At 62.6% G+C, this 17258-nt stretch carries 15 protein-coding genes; 8 read left to right on the top strand and 7 right to left on the bottom strand.

What is annotated here, in order from left to right:
• The first annotated feature begins 162 nt into the window (after positions 1-162).
• The 5 genes from hpnC to BGN91_RS17305 are packed head-to-tail and all read left to right on the top strand — an operon-like array spanning position 163 to position 5833.
• Positions 163-1038: a squalene synthase HpnC gene (gene hpnC / locus BGN91_RS17325; protein ID WP_292615274.1), complete on the top strand. Its 876-nt coding sequence runs from the start codon at positions 163-165 to the stop codon at positions 1036-1038.
• Positions 1035-1871: a presqualene diphosphate synthase HpnD gene (gene hpnD, locus BGN91_RS17320; protein ID WP_292615272.1), complete on the top strand. Its 837-nt coding sequence runs from the start codon at positions 1035-1037 to the stop codon at positions 1869-1871. The genes hpnC and hpnD overlap by 4 nt, the downstream gene beginning before the upstream one ends.
• On the top strand, positions 1871-3124 hold the full coding sequence (gene hpnE / locus BGN91_RS17315) for a hydroxysqualene dehydroxylase HpnE (RefSeq protein WP_292615270.1): 1254 nt from the start codon (positions 1871-1873) through the stop codon (positions 3122-3124). The genes hpnD and hpnE overlap by 1 nt, the downstream gene beginning before the upstream one ends.
• Before the next feature lie 13 nt (positions 3125-3137).
• Positions 3138-5102: a squalene--hopene cyclase gene (shc, locus tag BGN91_RS17310; RefSeq protein ID WP_292615268.1), complete on the top strand. Its 1965-nt coding sequence runs from the start codon at positions 3138-3140 to the stop codon at positions 5100-5102.
• Between the two features lie 20 nt (positions 5103-5122).
• Positions 5123-5833 (top strand): phosphorylase, encoded by a 711-nt coding sequence (locus BGN91_RS17305; protein WP_292615293.1) that lies wholly within the window; start codon positions 5123-5125, stop codon positions 5831-5833.
• 134 nt (positions 5834-5967) lie between these two features.
• On the opposite strand, the gene hpnH is transcribed toward BGN91_RS17305, so the two are convergent.
• Entirely contained in the window at positions 5968-7137 is a 1170-nt protein-coding gene (hpnH, locus tag BGN91_RS17300; RefSeq protein ID WP_292615266.1) for an adenosyl-hopene transferase HpnH, read from the bottom strand.
• A gap of 45 nt (positions 7138-7182) precedes the next feature.
• Complete coding sequence (ispH, locus tag BGN91_RS17295) at positions 7183-8109, bottom strand: 4-hydroxy-3-methylbut-2-enyl diphosphate reductase (RefSeq protein ID WP_292615291.1); 927 nt, start codon at positions 8107-8109, stop codon at positions 7183-7185.
• Between the two features lie 464 nt (positions 8110-8573).
• Here ispH and BGN91_RS17290 point away from each other — a divergent pair, with 464 nt between their 5' ends.
• Positions 8574-11159 (top strand): MMPL family transporter, encoded by a 2586-nt coding sequence (locus tag BGN91_RS17290; protein ID WP_292615265.1) that lies wholly within the window; start codon positions 8574-8576, stop codon positions 11157-11159.
• On the opposite strand, the gene BGN91_RS17285 is transcribed toward BGN91_RS17290, so the two are convergent.
• Positions 11112-11786 carry a DUF2147 domain-containing protein gene (locus BGN91_RS17285; protein ID WP_292615263.1) on the bottom strand — a complete coding sequence of 225 codons (675 nt, stop codon included), beginning with the start codon at positions 11784-11786 and terminating at the stop codon, positions 11112-11114. The genes BGN91_RS17290 and BGN91_RS17285 overlap by 48 nt on opposite strands.
• Before the next feature lie 120 nt (positions 11787-11906).
• On the opposite strand from BGN91_RS17285, the gene hpnO reads away from it, so the two are divergent.
• Complete coding sequence (hpnO, locus tag BGN91_RS17280; protein ID WP_292615261.1) at positions 11907-13298, top strand: aminobacteriohopanetriol synthase HpnO; 1392 nt, start codon at positions 11907-11909, stop codon at positions 13296-13298.
• Between the two features lie 80 nt (positions 13299-13378).
• On the opposite strand, the gene BGN91_RS17275 is transcribed toward hpnO, so the two are convergent.
• The 4 genes from BGN91_RS17275 to BGN91_RS17260 are packed head-to-tail and all read right to left on the bottom strand — an operon-like array spanning position 13379 to position 16061.
• A complete protein-coding gene (locus BGN91_RS17275; RefSeq protein WP_292615260.1) occupies positions 13379-14140 on the bottom strand; it encodes an anti-sigma factor in 762 nt (253 codons plus the stop codon).
• Positions 14137-14784: a sigma-70 family RNA polymerase sigma factor gene (locus BGN91_RS17270; RefSeq protein WP_292615258.1), complete on the bottom strand. Its 648-nt coding sequence runs from the start codon at positions 14782-14784 to the stop codon at positions 14137-14139. Before BGN91_RS17270 ends, BGN91_RS17275 begins: the two co-directional genes overlap by 4 nt.
• Positions 14777-15106 (bottom strand): cupredoxin family copper-binding protein, encoded by a 330-nt coding sequence (locus BGN91_RS17265; RefSeq protein WP_292615257.1) that lies wholly within the window; start codon positions 15104-15106, stop codon positions 14777-14779. The genes BGN91_RS17270 and BGN91_RS17265 overlap by 8 nt, the downstream gene beginning before the upstream one ends.
• A gap of 7 nt (positions 15107-15113) precedes the next feature.
• Positions 15114-16061 carry a metallophosphoesterase gene (locus BGN91_RS17260; protein WP_292615254.1) on the bottom strand — a complete coding sequence of 316 codons (948 nt, stop codon included), beginning with the start codon at positions 16059-16061 and terminating at the stop codon, positions 15114-15116.
• 227 nt (positions 16062-16288) lie between these two features.
• Here BGN91_RS17260 and BGN91_RS17255 point away from each other — a divergent pair.
• On the top strand, positions 16289-17258 hold a 970-nt coding region (locus tag BGN91_RS17255; protein ID WP_292615253.1), incomplete at its 3' end, for an amidohydrolase.

Raw genomic sequence — 17258 nt, 5'->3', positions numbered from 1 at the left:
CGGGTTGCCGCCGTGGCAGGTTGGTTATGGCTAAAAGGCGAAAGATAGCATTGGTTTAGCTCGCGGTTTCCCCTATATGGGTGCGCGAGCAATCCCGCCTGTCCGGCATTTGGGAATTGGCGGGAGACCCAATTGCGATCCAGATCAGCGTAGCCGATTCCGATGCCTACCGCGAACCAACTGCGATCCGGAAAGACCCACCGCGACGAGAATTTTCCGGTCGCGTCGTGGATCATTCATCCGCGTCACCGCGCGCTGATTCTCGCCTTCTACAATTTCGTGCGGACGGCGGACGACATCGCCGATCACGCCGAACTCGGCGAAAAGGACAAACTCGCCTGGCTCGATCTGTTCGAGAGCGAACTCCTGGGGCAGGGAGACAGCCAGCCGGAAGCCGTCAATCTTCGGAATGCGCTGGCGCAACGCTCGATGCCGCCGCGCCACGCGGTCGACGTGCTGAAGGCGTTCCGGATGGACGTCACCAAGTTGCGCTACGAGACCTGGGACGACGTGATCGACTATTGCCGGTATTCGGCGATGCCGGTCGGGCGGTTCATGCTCGACGTCCACGGAGAGAGCACGTCGACCTGGGCCGCGTCCGATGCGCTGTGCGCCGGGCTGCAGATCAACAATCATCTTCAGGACTGCGCCAAGGACTACCGGAATCTCAACCGCGTCTACCTGCCGCGCGATGCGCTGGCCGCGTCCGGCGCCTCGGTCGAGATGCTCGGCGGCGACAAGGCGACGCCTGCGCTCCTGCAGTGCTTGCACGCCCTGGCCGTGCGAACCGAAGCGTTGCTCAACGAGGGGCGGCCGCTCGCGGCGGAAATCAAGGATATCCGGCTTGGGCTTGAAGTCGGCGTGATCCAGATGTTCGCCGACCGGATCGTCGCGCTCTTGAAGGTGCGCGATCCGCTGAGCGAGACGGTTCATCTGAATCCGCTGCAACTGCTTGGCTATAGTGTCGCCGGCATCACGACGGAAATGCTTCGCCGCTCGATGCGGCGGCCGATGTCGACCCCGGCGGCCGGCGCATGACCATGGAAACCACAGTCGACGCAAGTTCAGGGGCGACTGCGGCCAGCAGCTCGTTCTACGCGGCGATGCGCATCCTGCCGCGCGCGCAACGCGAGGCCATGTTCCAGATCTACACGTTCTGCCGTCATGTCGACGACATCGCCGATTCCGGTAGCCCGCGGCCGGAACGGCTGGCCGCGCTCCAGCAATGGCGCGACGATATCGACGCGCTCTATCAAGGGCATGCGCCGGAGCGGTTGCGCGACTATGCAGCCTCCGTCAGCGCGTTCGGGCTGCGGCGCGAGGATTTTCTCGCCGTCATCGACGGCATGGAAATGGATGTGCTCGCGGATATCCGCGCGCCAGACGAGGCCACGCTCGACCTGTATTGCGATCGGGTCGCGAGCGCAGTTGGCCGGCTCTCGGTCCGCGTGTTTGGATTGCCTGAACAGGACGGCATCCTGCTCGGGCATCATCTCGGTCGTGCGCTGCAGTTGACCAATATCCTGCGCGATGTCGATGAAGATGCGGCGCTCGGGCGGCTGTATCTGCCGCGCGAGGGCCTGCTCCGCGCCGGTATCGACAGTTCCGATCCGGCCGCCGTGATCTCGAATCCGGCGTTGCCGGAGGTTTGTGCGCCGCTGGTGGCGCGGGCGCGGGCGCATTTCGTCGAAGCGGACGAGATCATGAATCGCAACCCGCGCCGGGCCGTGCGCGCGCCCCGTATCATGTCGAGATATTATCACGCCATTCTGGAACTGCTGGAGCATCGCGGTTTCCAGCTTCCGCGCTCGCCGGTCCACCTGAGCCAGGCGGCGAAGATCGCCATCGTTCTCCGGTACGCGTTGATCTGATGCAAAGCACCGTTCACATCGTCGGCGCCGGCATTTCCGGTCTTTCCGCAGCCGTGCGTTTGGCCGACGCCGGCTGCCTGGTTCGCGTGCACGAGGCAACCCAACAGGTCGGCGGGCGGTGCCGCTCCTATTTCGACGGCGCGACCAATCTCACGATCGACAACGGCAACCATCTGGTTCTGTCCGGCAATCACAGCGTGCTGGCCTATGCGCGCAGGATCGGCACTGAAGCCGGCTTGCAGGGGCCGCCGAGGGCCGAGTTCCAGTTTATCGATCTCGCCGTGAACAAACGCTGGAAACTGCAGATCAACGATGGTCGCATCCCGCTCTGGATCTTCGATGCCGGCCGCCGAGTGCCTGACACTTCGCCCGCCGATTACGTCGGGCTTGCGCCGCTGATCTGGGCCAATGCCCGCACGCGGGTCGGCGACGTCATCAAATGCGAAGGCGTGCTTTACAAGCGGTTGGTGCTGCCGCTCTTGCTCGCGGCGCTCAATATCGATCCGCCCGACGGAGCGGCCGGTCTTGCCGGTGCGATCGTTCGCGAAACCTTGCTGGCGGGCGGTCAGGCGTGCCGCCCGCTGATCGCGCGCGACGGGCTGAGCCGGGTGCTGATCGAGCCGGCGGTGGATTACATCCGCGCCCGGGGCGGCAGCGTCGATATCGGCCATGAAGTGCGGCAGTTTGCCATGGCGGACGGAAGGGTCACGGCGATCGCGCTCGGCGACCAGACAATCGCGCTCGGTCCTGACGACGCCGTCGTCATGGCGGTGCCGCCTCGGTCTGCGGCCGCGCTGCTGCCCGGCGTGAGCGTGCCGACGAAATTCCGCGCCATCGTCAACGCGCACTTCCGCTTTATTCCGCCGCCGCACCTTCCGCCGATGATCGGGGTCGTGAACGGTCTGATCGAATGGTTGTTCGCGTTTCCGGACCGCCTCTCCATCACCATCAGCGGCGGCGACCGGCTGGTGGATATGCCGCGCGAGGACCTGGCGCGAGCGATCTGGAAGGACATCTGCGCGGTCGCCGGAATCGATGCCGAGATGCCGGCCTGGCAGATCGTGCGCGAGCGTCGCGCCACGTTCGAAGCGTCGCCCGAGCAGAATGCCCTGCGTCCGGGGGCGCTGACGGAGTGGAAAAACCTGTTTCTTGCCGGTGACTGGACTGATACGGGGTTGCCCGCCACCATCGAGGGATCGGTCCGCTCCGGAAACCTCGCCGCCGATCACGTTCTGAAAAACCGGTCAAACTGAGACATCAGCCGCCATGAGCTCCGTGAACGCCACAGCCGCGCCGATCGACGAGGCCGCTCTCGGGAGCAGCATCGGCGCCGCCACGCGGGGTCTTCTGAACCTCAAACAGTCGGACGGTCACTTCGTGTTCGAACTGGAGGCAGACGCCACGATCCCCTCCGAATATGTCCTGCTGCGGCATTATCTCGACGAGCCGGTGGATGCGGCGCTGGAAGCCAAGATCGCGGTCTACCTCCGCCGCATCCAGGGCAAGCACGGCGGCTGGCCGCTGGTGCATGACGGTCCGTTCGACATGAGCGCCAGCGTGAAAGCCTACTTCGCGCTGAAGATGATTGGCGACTCGGTCGATGCACCGCACATGGCGCGCGCCAGAGAAGCGATCCTGGCCCATGGCGGCGCGGCCAACGTGAACGTGTTCACGCGCTTCCTGCTCTCGTTCTTCGGCGTGCTGACATGGCGCAGCGTTCCGGTGCTGCCTGTCGAGATCATGCTGCTGCCGATGTGGTCGCCATTCCATCTCAACAAGATTTCCTACTGGGCGCGCACCACCATGGTGCCGCTGATGGTGCTGGCCGCGCTGAAGCCCCGCGCGCGCAATCCGCGTAATATCGGCATCCGCGAACTGTTTCTTCAGGACCCGGCAACCGTCGGCACGCCGAAGAGGGCTCCTCATCAAAGCCCGGCCTGGTTCGCTTTGTTCAGTGGCATCGACGGCATCTTGCGGACGATCGAGCCGCTGTTTCCCAAGCAGCTGCGTGCACGCGCGATGGAGAAGGCCGTCGCGTTCGTCGAGGAGCGTCTCAACGGCGAGGACGGTCTCGGCGCGATCTTTCCACCGATGGTCAACACGGTGATGATGTATGATGCGTTGGGATTTCCGCCGGAGCATCCGCCGCGCGCAGTGGCGCGGCGCGGAATCGACAAGCTTCTGGTGATCGGCGAGGAGGAAGCCTACTGCCAGCCCTGCGTGTCGCCGATCTGGGATACTGCGCTTGCCTGTCATGCGCTGCTCGAAGCCGGCGGGCCGGAGTCGTCGGCCGATGCCCGCAAGAGTCTGGACTGGCTGCTTCCGAAACAGGAACTCGACCTCAGGGGTGACTGGGCTGTGAAACGTCCGGAGGTTCGGCCTGGGGGCTGGGCGTTCCAGTATGCCAACGCCCACTATCCCGATCTCGACGACACGGCGGTCGTGGTGATGGCGATGGACAGGGTTCGCCGCAACGACCAGAGCGAGAAATATAACGAGGCGATCGCGCGCGGCCGCGAGTGGATCGAGGGCATGCAGAGCCGGGACGGCGGCTTTGCGGCGTTCGACGCCGACAACCTCGAATACTACCTCAACAACATTCCGTTCTCGGATCATGCGGCGTTGCTCGATCCGCCGACCGAGGACGTTACCGCGCGGTGCGTCTCGATGCTGGCGCAGCTCGGCGAGACCGTCCAGGGCAACCCGGCCCTGGCGGCTGGTGTCGACTATCTGCGCCGCACCCAGCTCAAGGAGGGATCCTGGTACGGCCGCTGGGGCCTGAACTACATCTACGGCACCTGGTCGGTGCTCTGCGCGCTCAACGCCGCCGGTGTCGATCGCACGGACCCCGCGATACGCAAGGCGGTGGACTGGCTGGTGTCGATCCAGAACGCCGATGGCGGCTGGGGCGAGGATGCCGTCAGCTACCGGCTGGACTACAAGGGATTCGAGGCGGCGCCGACCACGGCCTCGCAAACGGCCTGGGCGCTGCTTGCCTTGATGGCCGCGGGAGAAGTCGAAAACGTGGCTGTGGCCCGGGGAATCAAGTACCTAATAGACACACAGACCAAAAAAGGGCTGTGGGACGAGCAGCGTTACACGGCCACGGGGTTCCCACGGGTGTTTTATCTGCGGTACCATGGCTACTCCAAGTTCTTCCCGCTCTGGGCGCTGGCGCGGTATCGGAATTTGAGAAGCACCAACAGCAAGGTGGTAGGGGTCGGAATGTGAATTTGGGGGCGGCGACCGATATATCCGCGGGCGATACCTTCGACCCGCGGCCGGTATTGATTGTGACCGGCCTGGTTCAGGAAGCCCGCATCGCGGCGGGACCTGGCATGACCGTCATTTGCAGCAGCAGCAATCCCCGGCAGTTGCGCACGCTACTCGCGGGCTTCGATCCGTCCACGGTTCGGGGCGTCATCAGCTTCGGCGTCGCCGGCGGGCTCGATCCGTCTCTGGAGTCGGGAGATGTCGTGGTCGCCACCGACGTCGTGGATGGTGAATCGCGCTGGCAGGCGGGTCTCGCGCTCAGTGAGGAACTGATCGATGGTTCCGGCCTCGGCGGTCAGAAAGTGGTCCGCGCCGGGCTTGCCGGCGTCGAGCAGGTCGTCGTGGGGCAGGCCGGCAAGGCGGCGCTCCATGCCGCGACCGGCGCTTCTGCCGTCGACATGGAAAGCCACATCGCGGCTGCCTATGCCACGAAAGCGGGTCTTCCATTCGCCGCGTTGCGCGTGATCAGCGACCCTGCAACGCGAGCGTTGCCCGCGATCGCCCGCAGCGCCATCAAGCCGAACGGCAACATCGACCTGAAAAAGGTGATCGGCGGTCTTGCGCGAAATCCCCTGACCCTGCATGCGCTGGTGTCCACGGGAATTGATTTCAATCGGGCGCTGCGCTCGTTGCGTGGCTGCCGCGGCTTTCTGCTGGGCGGGGGGAGCCTCGTCCCGGTGGACATCTGATTGTCTTGTTGATTCGACATTTTCGCTTCTGAAAGCGACTTCGCTTCTGAAAACGACGACGGCGCCGGAGAGGTCATCTCCGGCGCCGTTGTTGTATCAGAGTTGTTGTATCAGATACGTGCAGTCGGCCGCGCTCAGGCCGCGGTGGAAGCCTTCTGCTCCTTGGCAGCTTGTTTTGCGGCGGCGGCCGCGGCTTCGTCCTTGCGGATCTCAGACAGCTTCTTCTGCACCTGCTCGGCAAAGATGTACTGCGCCGGTCGCTGCTTGGAGAGGTCGATCTCGGGCGCCATCGGACCTGTGGTCCGGACCCCGCGCAACGCAACCCACATCGTCTTGAGCGGATTGTTCAGCGCCGCAGTGGCCGCGGTCGGCTCGTAACCGCAATGCGCCATGCAGTTGGCGCATTTTTCGTACTTGCCGGTGCCATAGGAGTCCCAGTCGGTGGTGTCCATCAGTTCCTTGAAGGTCTTGGTGTAACCCTCGCCGAGCAGGTAGCAGGGCTTCTGCCAGCCGAAGATGTTGCGCGCGGGCATCCCCCATGGCGTGCAATGATATTCCTGATTGCCGGCCAGGAAGTCCAGGAACAGCCCGGAGTGCATGAAGTTCCACTTCTTGCCCTTGCCGAGCGCGAACACGTCGCGGAACAGTTTCTTGGTCTTGGTGCGGTTCAGGAAGTGCTCCTGATCGGGGGCACGCTCATAGGCGTAGCCCGGTGACATCGAGACGCCGACGCCAAGCTCGGCCGTGAAGTCGAGGAATTTTGCGATCTCGTCGGCTGGATAATTGTCGAAGATCGTGGCGTTCACGTTGACGGTGAAGCCGCGCGCCTTCGCCGCCTTGATCGCGGAGACGGCGCGATCGAACACGCCCTCCTGACATACGGACTTATCGTGGTGCTCCTTAAGGCCATCGAGATGGACCGAGAAGAACAGGTACGGGGAAGGCTCGAACAGATCGAGCTTCTTCTCCAAGAGCAGCGCGTTGGTGCAGAGCGAGACGAACTTCTTGCGCGCGACAAGTCCGCGCACGATCTCGCCGATCTCCTTGTGAATCAACGGCTCGCCGCCGGGAATGGCGACCATCGGCGCGCCGCACTCTTCCGCCGCGTCCCAGCATTCCTGGGCGGTCATGCGGCGGTTGAGGATCGCATCGGGATAATCGATCTTGCCGCATCCGGCGCAGGCAAGATTGCAGCGGAACAGCGGCTCCAGCATCAGCACCAGCGGATAGCGCTTGCGGCCCTTCAGCTTTTGCTTGATCAGATAACCGCCGATCTTCAGTTCCTTAAAAAACGGTATTGCCATCACAAGTGTTCTTTCTGGAGTTACCAGTCTGAAATTTGAAAGGGATCAGGCTGAGGTGAGTTCGGATGGAAGCCGGAATTCGATGTTTTCTTCACGCCCCGGCAGCACCGAGACGGCCACCGGACCTATGCGCCTCAAGGCCTCGATGACGTCATCGACAAGCACTTCCGGCGCGGATGCGCCAGCGGTGATGCCCACGGTTTTCGCGTCCTTCACCCACTCTGCGTTGAGTTCGCTTCCGTCGGAGATGAGATAACTTGCAACTCCGACTTCGGTGCCGATTTCACGCAGCCTATTCGAATTGGAACTATTGGTCGCTCCGACGACCAGGATAACGTCCACCAGCTTGCTGAGATCTCTTACCGCAGATTGCCGGTTTTGTGTTGCATAGCAGATATCCCGTGTGTCAGGCCCCTGGATATCCGTAAAACGCTGCTGCAGCGCGAGGATGATGTCCTTGGTATCATCGACGCTGAGCGTCGTCTGGGTGATATAGGCGACCGGCGTGTCGGCGGGCAACGTCAGGGCTGCGACGTCGTCGACGTCCTGAACCAGCAAAACGGGGCCGGGAACCTGTCCCATGGTCCCCTCGACCTCGGGATGACCGGCATGGCCGATCAAAATCAAGGTCCGTCCCTTTGATACGTAGCGCTTGCCCTGGTTGTGGACCTTGCTGACGAGCGGGCAGGTGGCGTTGAGGACCGGCAAGCCGCGCGTGGCAGCCTCTTCCTCCACGCTCCGGGCAACGCCGTGAGCGCTGAAAACGGTCACGGCTTTCGGCGGAACCTCGGACAGATCCTCGACGAAGATCGCGCCCTTGTTCTTCAGGCTTTCGACGACGTATTTGTTGTGAACGATCTCGTGGCGAACGTATACGGGCGGTCCGTACTTCTCCAGCGCGCGCTCCACGATATCGATCGCGCGAACGACGCCTGCGCAGAATCCGCGCGGCTGCGCCAGAAGGATTTCAATTGGGCGAATGTCAGTCAATTTGCACCTTACGCATTATACCTGACTCCATATAGTCCGAACGTTTTCTTCTTAAAATCACACTTGTCTTCAAGAAAAGTCACAGGTGTTTAATCTAACGGGCGTCTCCCGGGAACTCGCCATGACTTACACGGTCCTTGATTCGGGCAAAACACCCAAAACAGACCCTCGGCCGCTGCGGATCCACGTCGGAAAGCAAAATCCGGTACTATGATACGTAATCAGTTTCGAAGCCTCACCGGTTCGTCACTTTGTCATCTGCGATGCAGCCTTATATCAAGGCGACCGACTTGAAGCCGAATCATCCCGGCAATCATCCCAAATCAAAACTGCGGCCACTTTGTCCAAGCTCCTGAAGACAACAGGGTACAAAACCACTAATCAGGCGGAAGAATCCGGCCGGAATTCCGCGCCTTTTACGTATTGCGGTAGCAGAAAGAAAGAATGTGCTGACAGGTATTGTTGTTTCAATCGTTAAGACTTGCACACGATTTGCCTTGGCTACCGCGTTGGTCGCGATCGTGCTGGCGGTCGGAGCGGTCTTCTATACCGCGAGAAATTTTGAAATCAACACTGATATCAATAGGTTGATCTCGCCAAGCCTGGATTGGCGGCAGCGCGACATCGCTTTCGAGAAAGCCTTTGACCAGGAAAGGCTGATCCTTGCGGTCGTGGAGGCCCCGACTGCCGAGTTTGCCGGAGCGGCCGGCGCCATGCTGACGGCGAAGCTCGCCAGCGACCACAATCATTTCGAAGCCGTTCAGCAGCTCGGCGGCGGGCCGTTTTTTGCGCGCAATGGTCTCCTCTTTCTGCCGACCGACGAGGTCAGGCAGGTCACCGGTCAATTCGGCGAGGCCGCACCGCTGGTTGAGATCATGGCCGGCGATCCGAGTTTGCGCGGATTGACGGGAGCGCTTGAAACGGCGCTTGTCGGCCTGAAACGGGGTCAGTTTGCGCTGGACAGTACCGCGCGGCCCTTCTCCCTGATCGCTCAGAGCGTCGAGGATGTGCTGACCAAAGGGGCCGGCTTTTTTTCCTGGCGTGAACTCGCCAGCGACAAGCCGCTGACCGATTCCGATCGCCGTTCGCTGATCCAGGTCAAGCCGTACCTCGATTTCAACGCGCTCGAACCCGGCAAGGATGCCACCGATGCGATCCGCCAGGCCGCCGCCGATCTGGATATCGCCGGCAAGTTCGGCGCCCGCGTCCGTTTGACCGGGCCGGTTCCGATCGCCAACGAGGAATTCGCCACCGTGCAGGAGGGCGCGGTCGCCAACGGCATCGGCACGGTGCTGGTGGTGCTGGTGATTCTCTGGCTCGCGCTGCGCTCGCCGAAAATCATCTTCGCCGTGTTCGTGACGCTGTTCATCGGGCTGTCGATCACGACGGCGCTCGGCCTCATGATGGTGACATCGCTCAACCTCTTGTCGATCGCGTTCGCCGTCCTGTTCATCGGGTTGGGCGTCGACTTCGGCATTCAGTACAGCGTCCGCTACCGCTCCGAGCGCTTCAAGACCAACGATCTGCAAGCGGCGCTGCTGATCGCGGCGAAGCGTTCGGCCGTGCCGTTGTCGCTGGCGGCGATGGCGACGGCGGCGGGTTTCCTGTCGTTCCTGCCGACCGATTACAAGGGCGTTTCGGAACTCGGCAAGATCGCCGGCGTCGGCATGCTGGTTGCCTTTTTCGCAAGCATTACCGTGCTTCCGGCGCTGCTGCGTCTTCTGAATCCGCCGGGCGAGAAAGAAGCGGTCGGCTACGCGTTTCTGGCGCCGCTCGACCATTTTCTCGAAGAGCACCGCGTGGCGATCGTCGGCTGTACGCTTGCGGTCGTGATTCTCGGCGCACCCGCGCTCTACTTCCTGCGGTTCGATTTCAATCCGATCCACCTGAGGAGCGCCAAGGTCGAATCGATCGCGACGTATCTGGATTTGCGGAAAGATCCGGAGACCGGCACGAACGCCATCAACGTGATGGTCAAGTCCGAGCAGGAGGCGAAGCAGGTCGAGGCCCGGCTGGCCAAGGTGCCTGAAGTCGCACGCACCAGGGGGCTCGACAGCTTTGTCCCCGCCGATCAGCCGGAGAAGCTCAAGCTGATCGCGCAGGGCGCCAAGGTTCTCGGTCCTGCGCTCGATCCGGATTCGATCGATCCGCCGCCCTCCGACGAGGAGAATGTCAGCGCGCTCAAGGAGGCCGCCGATAGCCTGCGAAAGGCCGCCAGCGGCAATCAGGGGCCGGGCGCTGCCGCCGCAAGGCGACTGGCCGACGATCTCACCCGGTTGGCCGAGTCGAACCAGGCCACCCGCGAGAAAGTTCAGGCCGTGTTCGTCGAACCGCTCAAGCTGATGTTCGAGCAGATTCGAAGTTCGTTGAAGGCCGAACCTATCAGCCTGAAATCCTTGCCGTCGGATTTCGTGAAGCTCTGGAAGAGCGACGGCGTCATGCGTGTCGAAGCGTTGCCGCGCGGCGATCCGGACAACAATGATACGCTGCGCAAGTTTGCCAGCGCCGTGCTCGCCGCAGAGCCGACCGCAATCGGCGGCCCGGTCTCGATTCTCAAATCCGGCGACACCATCGTGAGGGCTTTTATCGAGGCGGGGCTGTGGGCGCTGGCCTCGATCAGCATCCTGCTTTGGCTGGCGCTGCGCCGAATCACCGACGTGTTGCTGACGCTGGTGCCTCTTCTGGTCGCAGGAGCGGTGACCCTGGAAATCTGCGTCCTGATCGGGCTTCCGCTCAACTTCGCCAACATCGTCGCGCTGCCGCTGCTGCTCGGCGTCGGCGTGGCGTTCAAGATATACTACGTCACCGCCTGGCGTTCCGGTAAAACGAATCTGCTGCAATCGAGCCTGACGCGGGCGATCTTCTTCAGCGCGCTGACCACCGCGACCGCGTTCGGCAGCCTGTGGCTGTCGAGCCATCCGGGCACGGCGAGCATGGGCAAGCTGCTGGCGCTGTCGCTCGTGACGACGCTCGCGGCAGTGCTGCTATTTCAGCCCGCGCTCATGGGCCGTCCCCGCAATGTCGGGAAGTAGGCAGATATCGCCCACAGGATCGGTCGGCGCGGTGGCGGCCGGCGTGGCGGTCGCTGTTGTCTTTTGACCGGTGGTCTTGGCATGGGGCTTCGGCGGCGTGGTCTTCGCCATGCCTGCTTTCGGCGCGCCCTTGGCAGTGCCGCTTGCGGGAGGATTGGCGGGATTGTTGGATGGACTGCTGGGAATCGGGCCGGATACGCGAGTCCAGGTTTCACCGCCGCACAGGAAACCGAGCACGCAGCCTTCAATCTGGAGCTGATCGGGCGATGCAAGCTTGATCGAGGACTCGTAAAGTTTGCCGTCCTTGGCATTATAGACCTGACCGTCCCACTCCTCCTTCTCCGGTTTCTTTTTCATATCAAGGAGAATTGGCATTCCGAGCGTCGGCCGGCTTCTTTTCGAGACATCGGGATTGTTCTGGTCGACGCCGCCGGGCTGTTTCTCCCAGGCAACGACTCCCCACATCGCGCCGTTGCATTCGGCGACGCGAATATTGGCAACGCCATCGGCAACGCGCCAATCGCCGGTCGGATCGGCCGCTCCGGCCGGCCCGAATCCCGCCGTCACCAGCGCTGCTGCGACGAGAGAGGTAGTGGCGAGAATTCTGCAATAATTTAGAGTATGCATGGTATGTCCTGGGCGCTGAAACATATCTTCAAGCCTGTGCTTAAGTGGGTCGGGGATCAGTTGAAAAGTCAAATGTGCTTTTCAGTTGACGAAACCGCCATCAACCGAAGTATGTAGCGGATGCTATATCCAAATCTAGACGTTTCCGAGATGTTTGTGGAACGGCAGGCGCAGCGTAGCGCGATGCATGTCCGTCACCTCAATGAACAGCTCGTCAGAGTTCTGAAGACCATCGGCTACGACGTCGGTTTCCAGAGCGGTCACGGTCAATATCTGGTCGATCGCGAGGGCGCCCGTTACCTTGACCTACTCAGCGGATTTGGCGTTTTTGCGATTGGGCGGAACCATCCCGTGCTGCGGGATGCCCTCAAAAGCGTGCTCGACAGCGACCTGCCGAATCTCGTGCAGATGGATGTCTCGACACTGGCCGGCATTCTCGCCGAGCGGCTGCTCGCTCATGTTCCCTACCTCGACAAGGTGTTTTTTGCGAATTCGGGGGCGGAAAGCGTCGAGGCCGCGATCAAGTTCGCGCGTGTCGCCACCGGGCGGACCGGCATTGTTTACTGCGGTCATGCCTATCACGGGCTGACCTACGGCGCGCTGTCCCTGACTGACGATAAGAATTTCCGCGGCGGGTTCGATCCTCTGCTTCCGGACTGTGGCGTCATTCCGTTCAACGATCTGGCCGCGCTGGAGCAGGTGCTGTCGTCGCGACGGGTTGCTGCCTTCATCGTCGAGCCGATCCAGGGCAAGGGCGTCAACATACCGAGCGACGAGTTCCTGCCGGGAGCGGCCGCGCTGTGTCGGAAATACGGCACGCTGTTCGTGGCGGATGAAGTTCAGACCGGCATCGGCCGTACGGGACGTTTTCTTGCCGTCGAGCATTGGAATGTCGAACCCGACATGGTGCTGCTGGCCAAGGCATTGTCCGGCGGTCATGTGCCGATCGGCGCGGTGCTGACCCGTAAGCATATCTTCGACAAGATATTCAACCGCATGGATCGCGCCGTGGTGCACGGCTCGACCTTCGCCAAGAACGATCTTGCGATGGCGGCGGGCATCGCGACACTTGAAGTGCTGAAGGCCGAGAAGCTGATCGAGAACGCGGCCAGGCGCGGCGAGGAGTTGCGCCAGGCGCTGGCGCGCATGGTGCCGGGTTACGAACTTCTCAAGGAGGTGCGCGGCAAGGGGTTGATGATCGGCATCGAGTTCGGGCCGCCGAAATCGCTGCGGCTGCGCGCATCATGGAATCTGCTGGAAACCGCCAACAAAGGTCTGTTCTGTCAGCTCATCACGGTGCCGCTGTTCAAGGATCACAAGATCCTCACCCAGGTCTCCGGTCACGGCAGCCATACCATCAAGCTGCTCCCGCCGCTCATCATCAACGACGAAGACTGCAAGTGGATCGAGACCTCGTTCGACAGCGTCATAGCCGCGAGTCATCAGGTCCCCGGCGCGATCTGGTCGCTCGGCAAAACGCTGATGGACAACGCCGTCCGCAAATCGGCCTGATGCTTGGAGTCCGCTTCTGATTCCGTCAGAAGCGAAAGGCTTTGGCTTTGTCCTTTTTGATTGAGCCTGCGGATGATGCCTTAGCCGTTCCCGTTCGCCTGCATCGCCTTCTCGAATTTGTCGCTGAATTCGGCAAGCTCGTCGGCATTGAGATCGCTCACCGCCCAGAAGTTCAGACCGTGGTCGCGCCAGCGGCGGATGTTGAAGCCCTGCACATCTTCGGTGCGCGCGGGGCTGTGCGTGGCGTTTGGCGTTTGAGCGACGAAGAGATTGATGACGTGCGCGCGCCGCTTGTAGACGACCGCGCCGATGGCCCGCCCATCGATATAATCGAGCCGTCCGCCGATCAGCGTGAAGCCAAGCGCCGTCAGGTCGATCACCGGCGGCGATACGTCGAGCCGCCCGTTGAACCACGGTTTGACCGTGTGCTGGTCGGTGGAGAGCACGTCGGTCAGATGCCCCGCCTGCAGCGATCGCAGATGCGCCGAGACGATTTCCGAGGCGAGACGCTGCTCGTCGTCGGTGCGCAGCACGATCGCGACGATGCCGGTCGCCGCCATTGCGGAGACGGCGGAGCCCATGGCGAAACCTGCAAGCAGCGAGCGGCGGCTGGTGCCGCGCGGCTGTGGCATTGCCGCCTCGATCCGTTGGCGCAGGTGCGCAGGCGCGGTGAAGCGCATGTCCTCGGCAGCAATGGCTGCCTTCATATCACGGTAGGTCCTGAGTGCGGCCGCGCAGCGTGCGCAGGTGGCGATATGGTTTTCGACCTCGCGCGCGTGACCGGCATCGAGTTCGCCGTCGATCAGCGCGTGCAGAAGGATGTCTGATTCATCGCAGGTCATCTGGATGGCTCCTCTTCCGCGAGCCATGCCGACCGCAGCATGGCGCGCGCCCGCGCGAGGCGCGACATGACGGTGCCGACCGGCGCATCGACAATCTCGGCGATCTCGCGATAGGACAGATTCTGGATTTCGCGCAGGACGAACGTCTCGTGGAACGGTTCTGGCAGCGCTGCGATCATCCGCTGGATTGAGTTCGCGTCGCGTTTTTGCAGCGCCTGCGTTTCCGGCGTATCCTCGGTCTCCTGCCACAACGGCGCGGTGGCCTCGCCGCTTTCGGGCAGGTCATCGATGGCCGTTGCGGCCGACCTGGCGCGGCGAGTGAATTCGGCGTGACAGACATTGCGCAGGATCGCGAGCAGCCACGGCTTGATCGCCGGACCGCGGTAAGTGTCGAAATGCTTCAACGCGCGCAGATAGCATTCCTGAACGGCGTCCTCGGCGTCGGCGGGATCACGCAGGAGATAGCGCGCGACGGTGTAGACGTCGTCGAGATAGGGCAGGGCCGCGTCGCGAAAGCGCCGCGCTTTTGTCTGATCGTCTCCGGGTGAGCCAAACAGCATCGTGGTGTTCGCAGCCGGGTGGGCTCGGGCAGCGGGGCGCTGCCCGGGCACCGAGGTGATGCCTCGCTTTTGGCCGTTACTCAACCTTGATCATTCCCACCATATGCGGGTGCAGCGAGCAAAAATATTTGTAGTCGCCGGCGCGGGTGAAGGTGAACGAGTATTTGTCGTCGGTATCCAGTGCCTTGGAGCGGAATTGACCGGCGGAAACCACCGTATGCGGAATGTCGTCACGATTGGTCCATGTCACCGTCGTGCCGGCCTTCACCGTCAGTTGCGCCGGTTCGAAGGTGAAATTGTCGATCGTCACCGACGCTTCCTCGCAATGGGCAGCGGACATTTGCATTGCAAGCGCGGCAGCCGCCGCAAGCCGGATGGCGCTTGTGCGCAAGTTCAGGGACATCATACGATCCTTAGCCTTGCAGCGGCGTATCGATGATGGCGAGGCGCTCCTCGCCGGGTTTGAAGATGATGCTGGCGGTGCCGAGCAGGCTGCGCAGCCTGTCGTCGGCGACCTTCATCGGCCCGGGCGAGGGCGCGGCGCCCGGCGCGGGTTGCGGAAAGGCGGTCGAGCGCGCGGTGTGGAACGTGACGTTGCCTTCGACCTTCTGCATCACCTGATGGATGTGGCCGTTGAGCACGGTCACCGAACCGAAACCCTTGAGCAGGTCGAGCGCCCGCGCGCCGTCGTCGGTGCCCCAGCCCCAGGTCGGATAAACGCTCCATAGCGGGATATGCGCGAACACTACGATCGGTTGAGAATTCGAGCGACCTGTCAGATCGTCCGCGAGCCACGCCAGTTGCTCAGCGCCGAGATTGCCGAGACCGCCGGCCTTGAGATCGACGACATTGACGAGGCCGATGAAGTGCACGCCGTTGGCGTCGAAGGAATACCAGCCCGCGCCCTTGGTGCCGCGGCCATAACGCTCGCGATACAGTCTGACCTCTTCATCGATAAAATCATGCTCGCCCGGCACGTAGTGCACGTCGAGCCGCGATTGCGAGATGATGCGCTCGGCGTCGTCGAATTCCGAGGCTTTCGACAGGTGGGTGATATCGCCGGTATGGATCATGAAGGACGGCTTTACTGGCAGCGTCTTGATCTTGCCGATCGCCTCCTCGAGCGTGGCGAGCGCGTGCGGGTTGGCGGCCTTGTCGAAGCCGACATGGCTGTCGCTGATCTGCAGGAAGGTGAGGGCGGATGCGGATGCTTCGGCGGCTTGCGCCGATCCGACGATGCCGAGCGATTGCGGCACGCCGCCGGCAAGGGTCCAGAGCACGCCCGTACCGGCCCATGTCATGCATTCCAGCACCTTGCGGCGGCTGACACCGTCGCCGTCATGATTGTGGTTGCGGCTCATCGGAGGTCTCCCACGCCCGTCATTGGGCATGCAGACCTGACCGGGGAACATGCAGATTTATTCCCGCGCGTGCATCGGGCGCGATGACGAAACCGTTACCCATGACTTGGATCGCCATGGCACGACGCGGCGTCGATCGCCGTAAAATCAGCGTATTGGGCGGCCCGTCGCGTCATGGTAAGAGGTAATGGATATAGAATTCAGTCCCGGCCGACCGGAACCCCGCTATGCCCATCGTCAACCGCGTTGCCGATCTGCAGTCCGATATCGCTGACTGGCGTCGGGACATCCACGAGCATCCGGAACTGCTGTACGACGTGCGCCGCACCGCGGCGTTCGTGGCGGACCGCTTGCGGGAGTTCGGCTGCGACGAGGTTGCGACCGGACTTGGCCGGACCGGCGTCGTTGGCGTCATCAAGGGCAGGAAGGCCGCTGCCGATGGCGCGGTCAACGTGATCGGCCTGCGCGCCGACATGGATGCGCTGCCGATTCACGAGGAAACCAACCTGCCTTACGCCTCGAAGACGCCCGGCAAGATGCATGCCTGCGGCCATGACGGCCACACCGCGATGCTGCTTGGCGCCGCGCGCTATCTCGCGGAGACGCGGAATTTCGCCGGCGAGGCCGTCGTGATCTTCCAGCCGGCCGAGGAGGGCGGAGCCGGCGCCGCCGCGATGATCAAGGACGGCTTGATGGATCGTTTCAGGATCGATCAGGTCTTTGGCATGCATAACCTTCCCGGCGTCCCGCTCGGTTCCTTCGCCATCCGGCCGGGTCCGATCATGGCGGCGACCGACGCCGTCGATTTCCGGATCGAGGGTCACGGCGGCCACGCCGCGCGGCCGCATCTCTGCATCGATCCGGTGCTGGCAGGATCGCAGCTTGTCGTCGCCCTGCAATCGATCGTGTCGCGTAACGTCGATCCGCTGGAATCGGCGGTAATCTCGGTGTGCGAGTTCCATGCGGGCAGCACCCGCAACGTCATTCCGCAAACCGTCGAACTCGGCGGCACCGTCCGAACCCTGAAGGCCGACGTGCGCGACCAGATGGAGAAGCGGATACGCGAGGTCGCCGCCGGCGTGGCGCTGACGACCGGAACGAGGATCGACGTCAGGTTCAGGCGCGGCTATCCGGTCACGGTCAATCACGTCCGGCAGACCGAAACGGCGATGAGGATCGCCAGGGAAATCGCCGGCG

Source organism: Nitrobacter sp. 62-13, assembly GCF_001896955.1.
Lineage (GTDB): Bacteria > Pseudomonadota > Alphaproteobacteria > Rhizobiales > Xanthobacteraceae > Nitrobacter.
This window is presented reverse-complemented; position numbering and strand designations above follow the sequence as displayed.

Coding starts and splice junctions, on each gene's coding strand:
- hpnE (WP_292615270.1), top strand. CDS start 1,871: ATGCAAAGCACCGTTCACATCGTCGGCGCCGGCATTTCCGGTCTTTCC.
- BGN91_RS17260 (WP_292615254.1), bottom strand. CDS start 16,061: ATGAGCCGCAACCACAATCATGACGGCGACGGTGTCAGCCGCCGCAAG.
- BGN91_RS17275 (WP_292615260.1), bottom strand. CDS start 14,140: ATGACCTGCGATGAATCAGACATCCTTCTGCACGCGCTGATCGACGGC.
- hpnD (WP_292615272.1), top strand. CDS start 1,035: ATGACCATGGAAACCACAGTCGACGCAAGTTCAGGGGCGACTGCGGCC.
- hpnO (WP_292615261.1), top strand. CDS start 11,907: ATGCTATATCCAAATCTAGACGTTTCCGAGATGTTTGTGGAACGGCAG.
- hpnC (WP_292615274.1), top strand. CDS start 163: ATGCCTACCGCGAACCAACTGCGATCCGGAAAGACCCACCGCGACGAG.
- hpnH (WP_292615266.1), bottom strand. CDS start 7,137: ATGGCAATACCGTTTTTTAAGGAACTGAAGATCGGCGGTTATCTGATC.
- BGN91_RS17265 (WP_292615257.1), bottom strand. CDS start 15,106: ATGATGTCCCTGAACTTGCGCACAAGCGCCATCCGGCTTGCGGCGGCT.
- BGN91_RS17285 (WP_292615263.1), bottom strand. CDS start 11,786: ATGCATACTCTAAATTATTGCAGAATTCTCGCCACTACCTCTCTCGTC.
- shc (WP_292615268.1), top strand. CDS start 3,138: ATGAGCTCCGTGAACGCCACAGCCGCGCCGATCGACGAGGCCGCTCTC.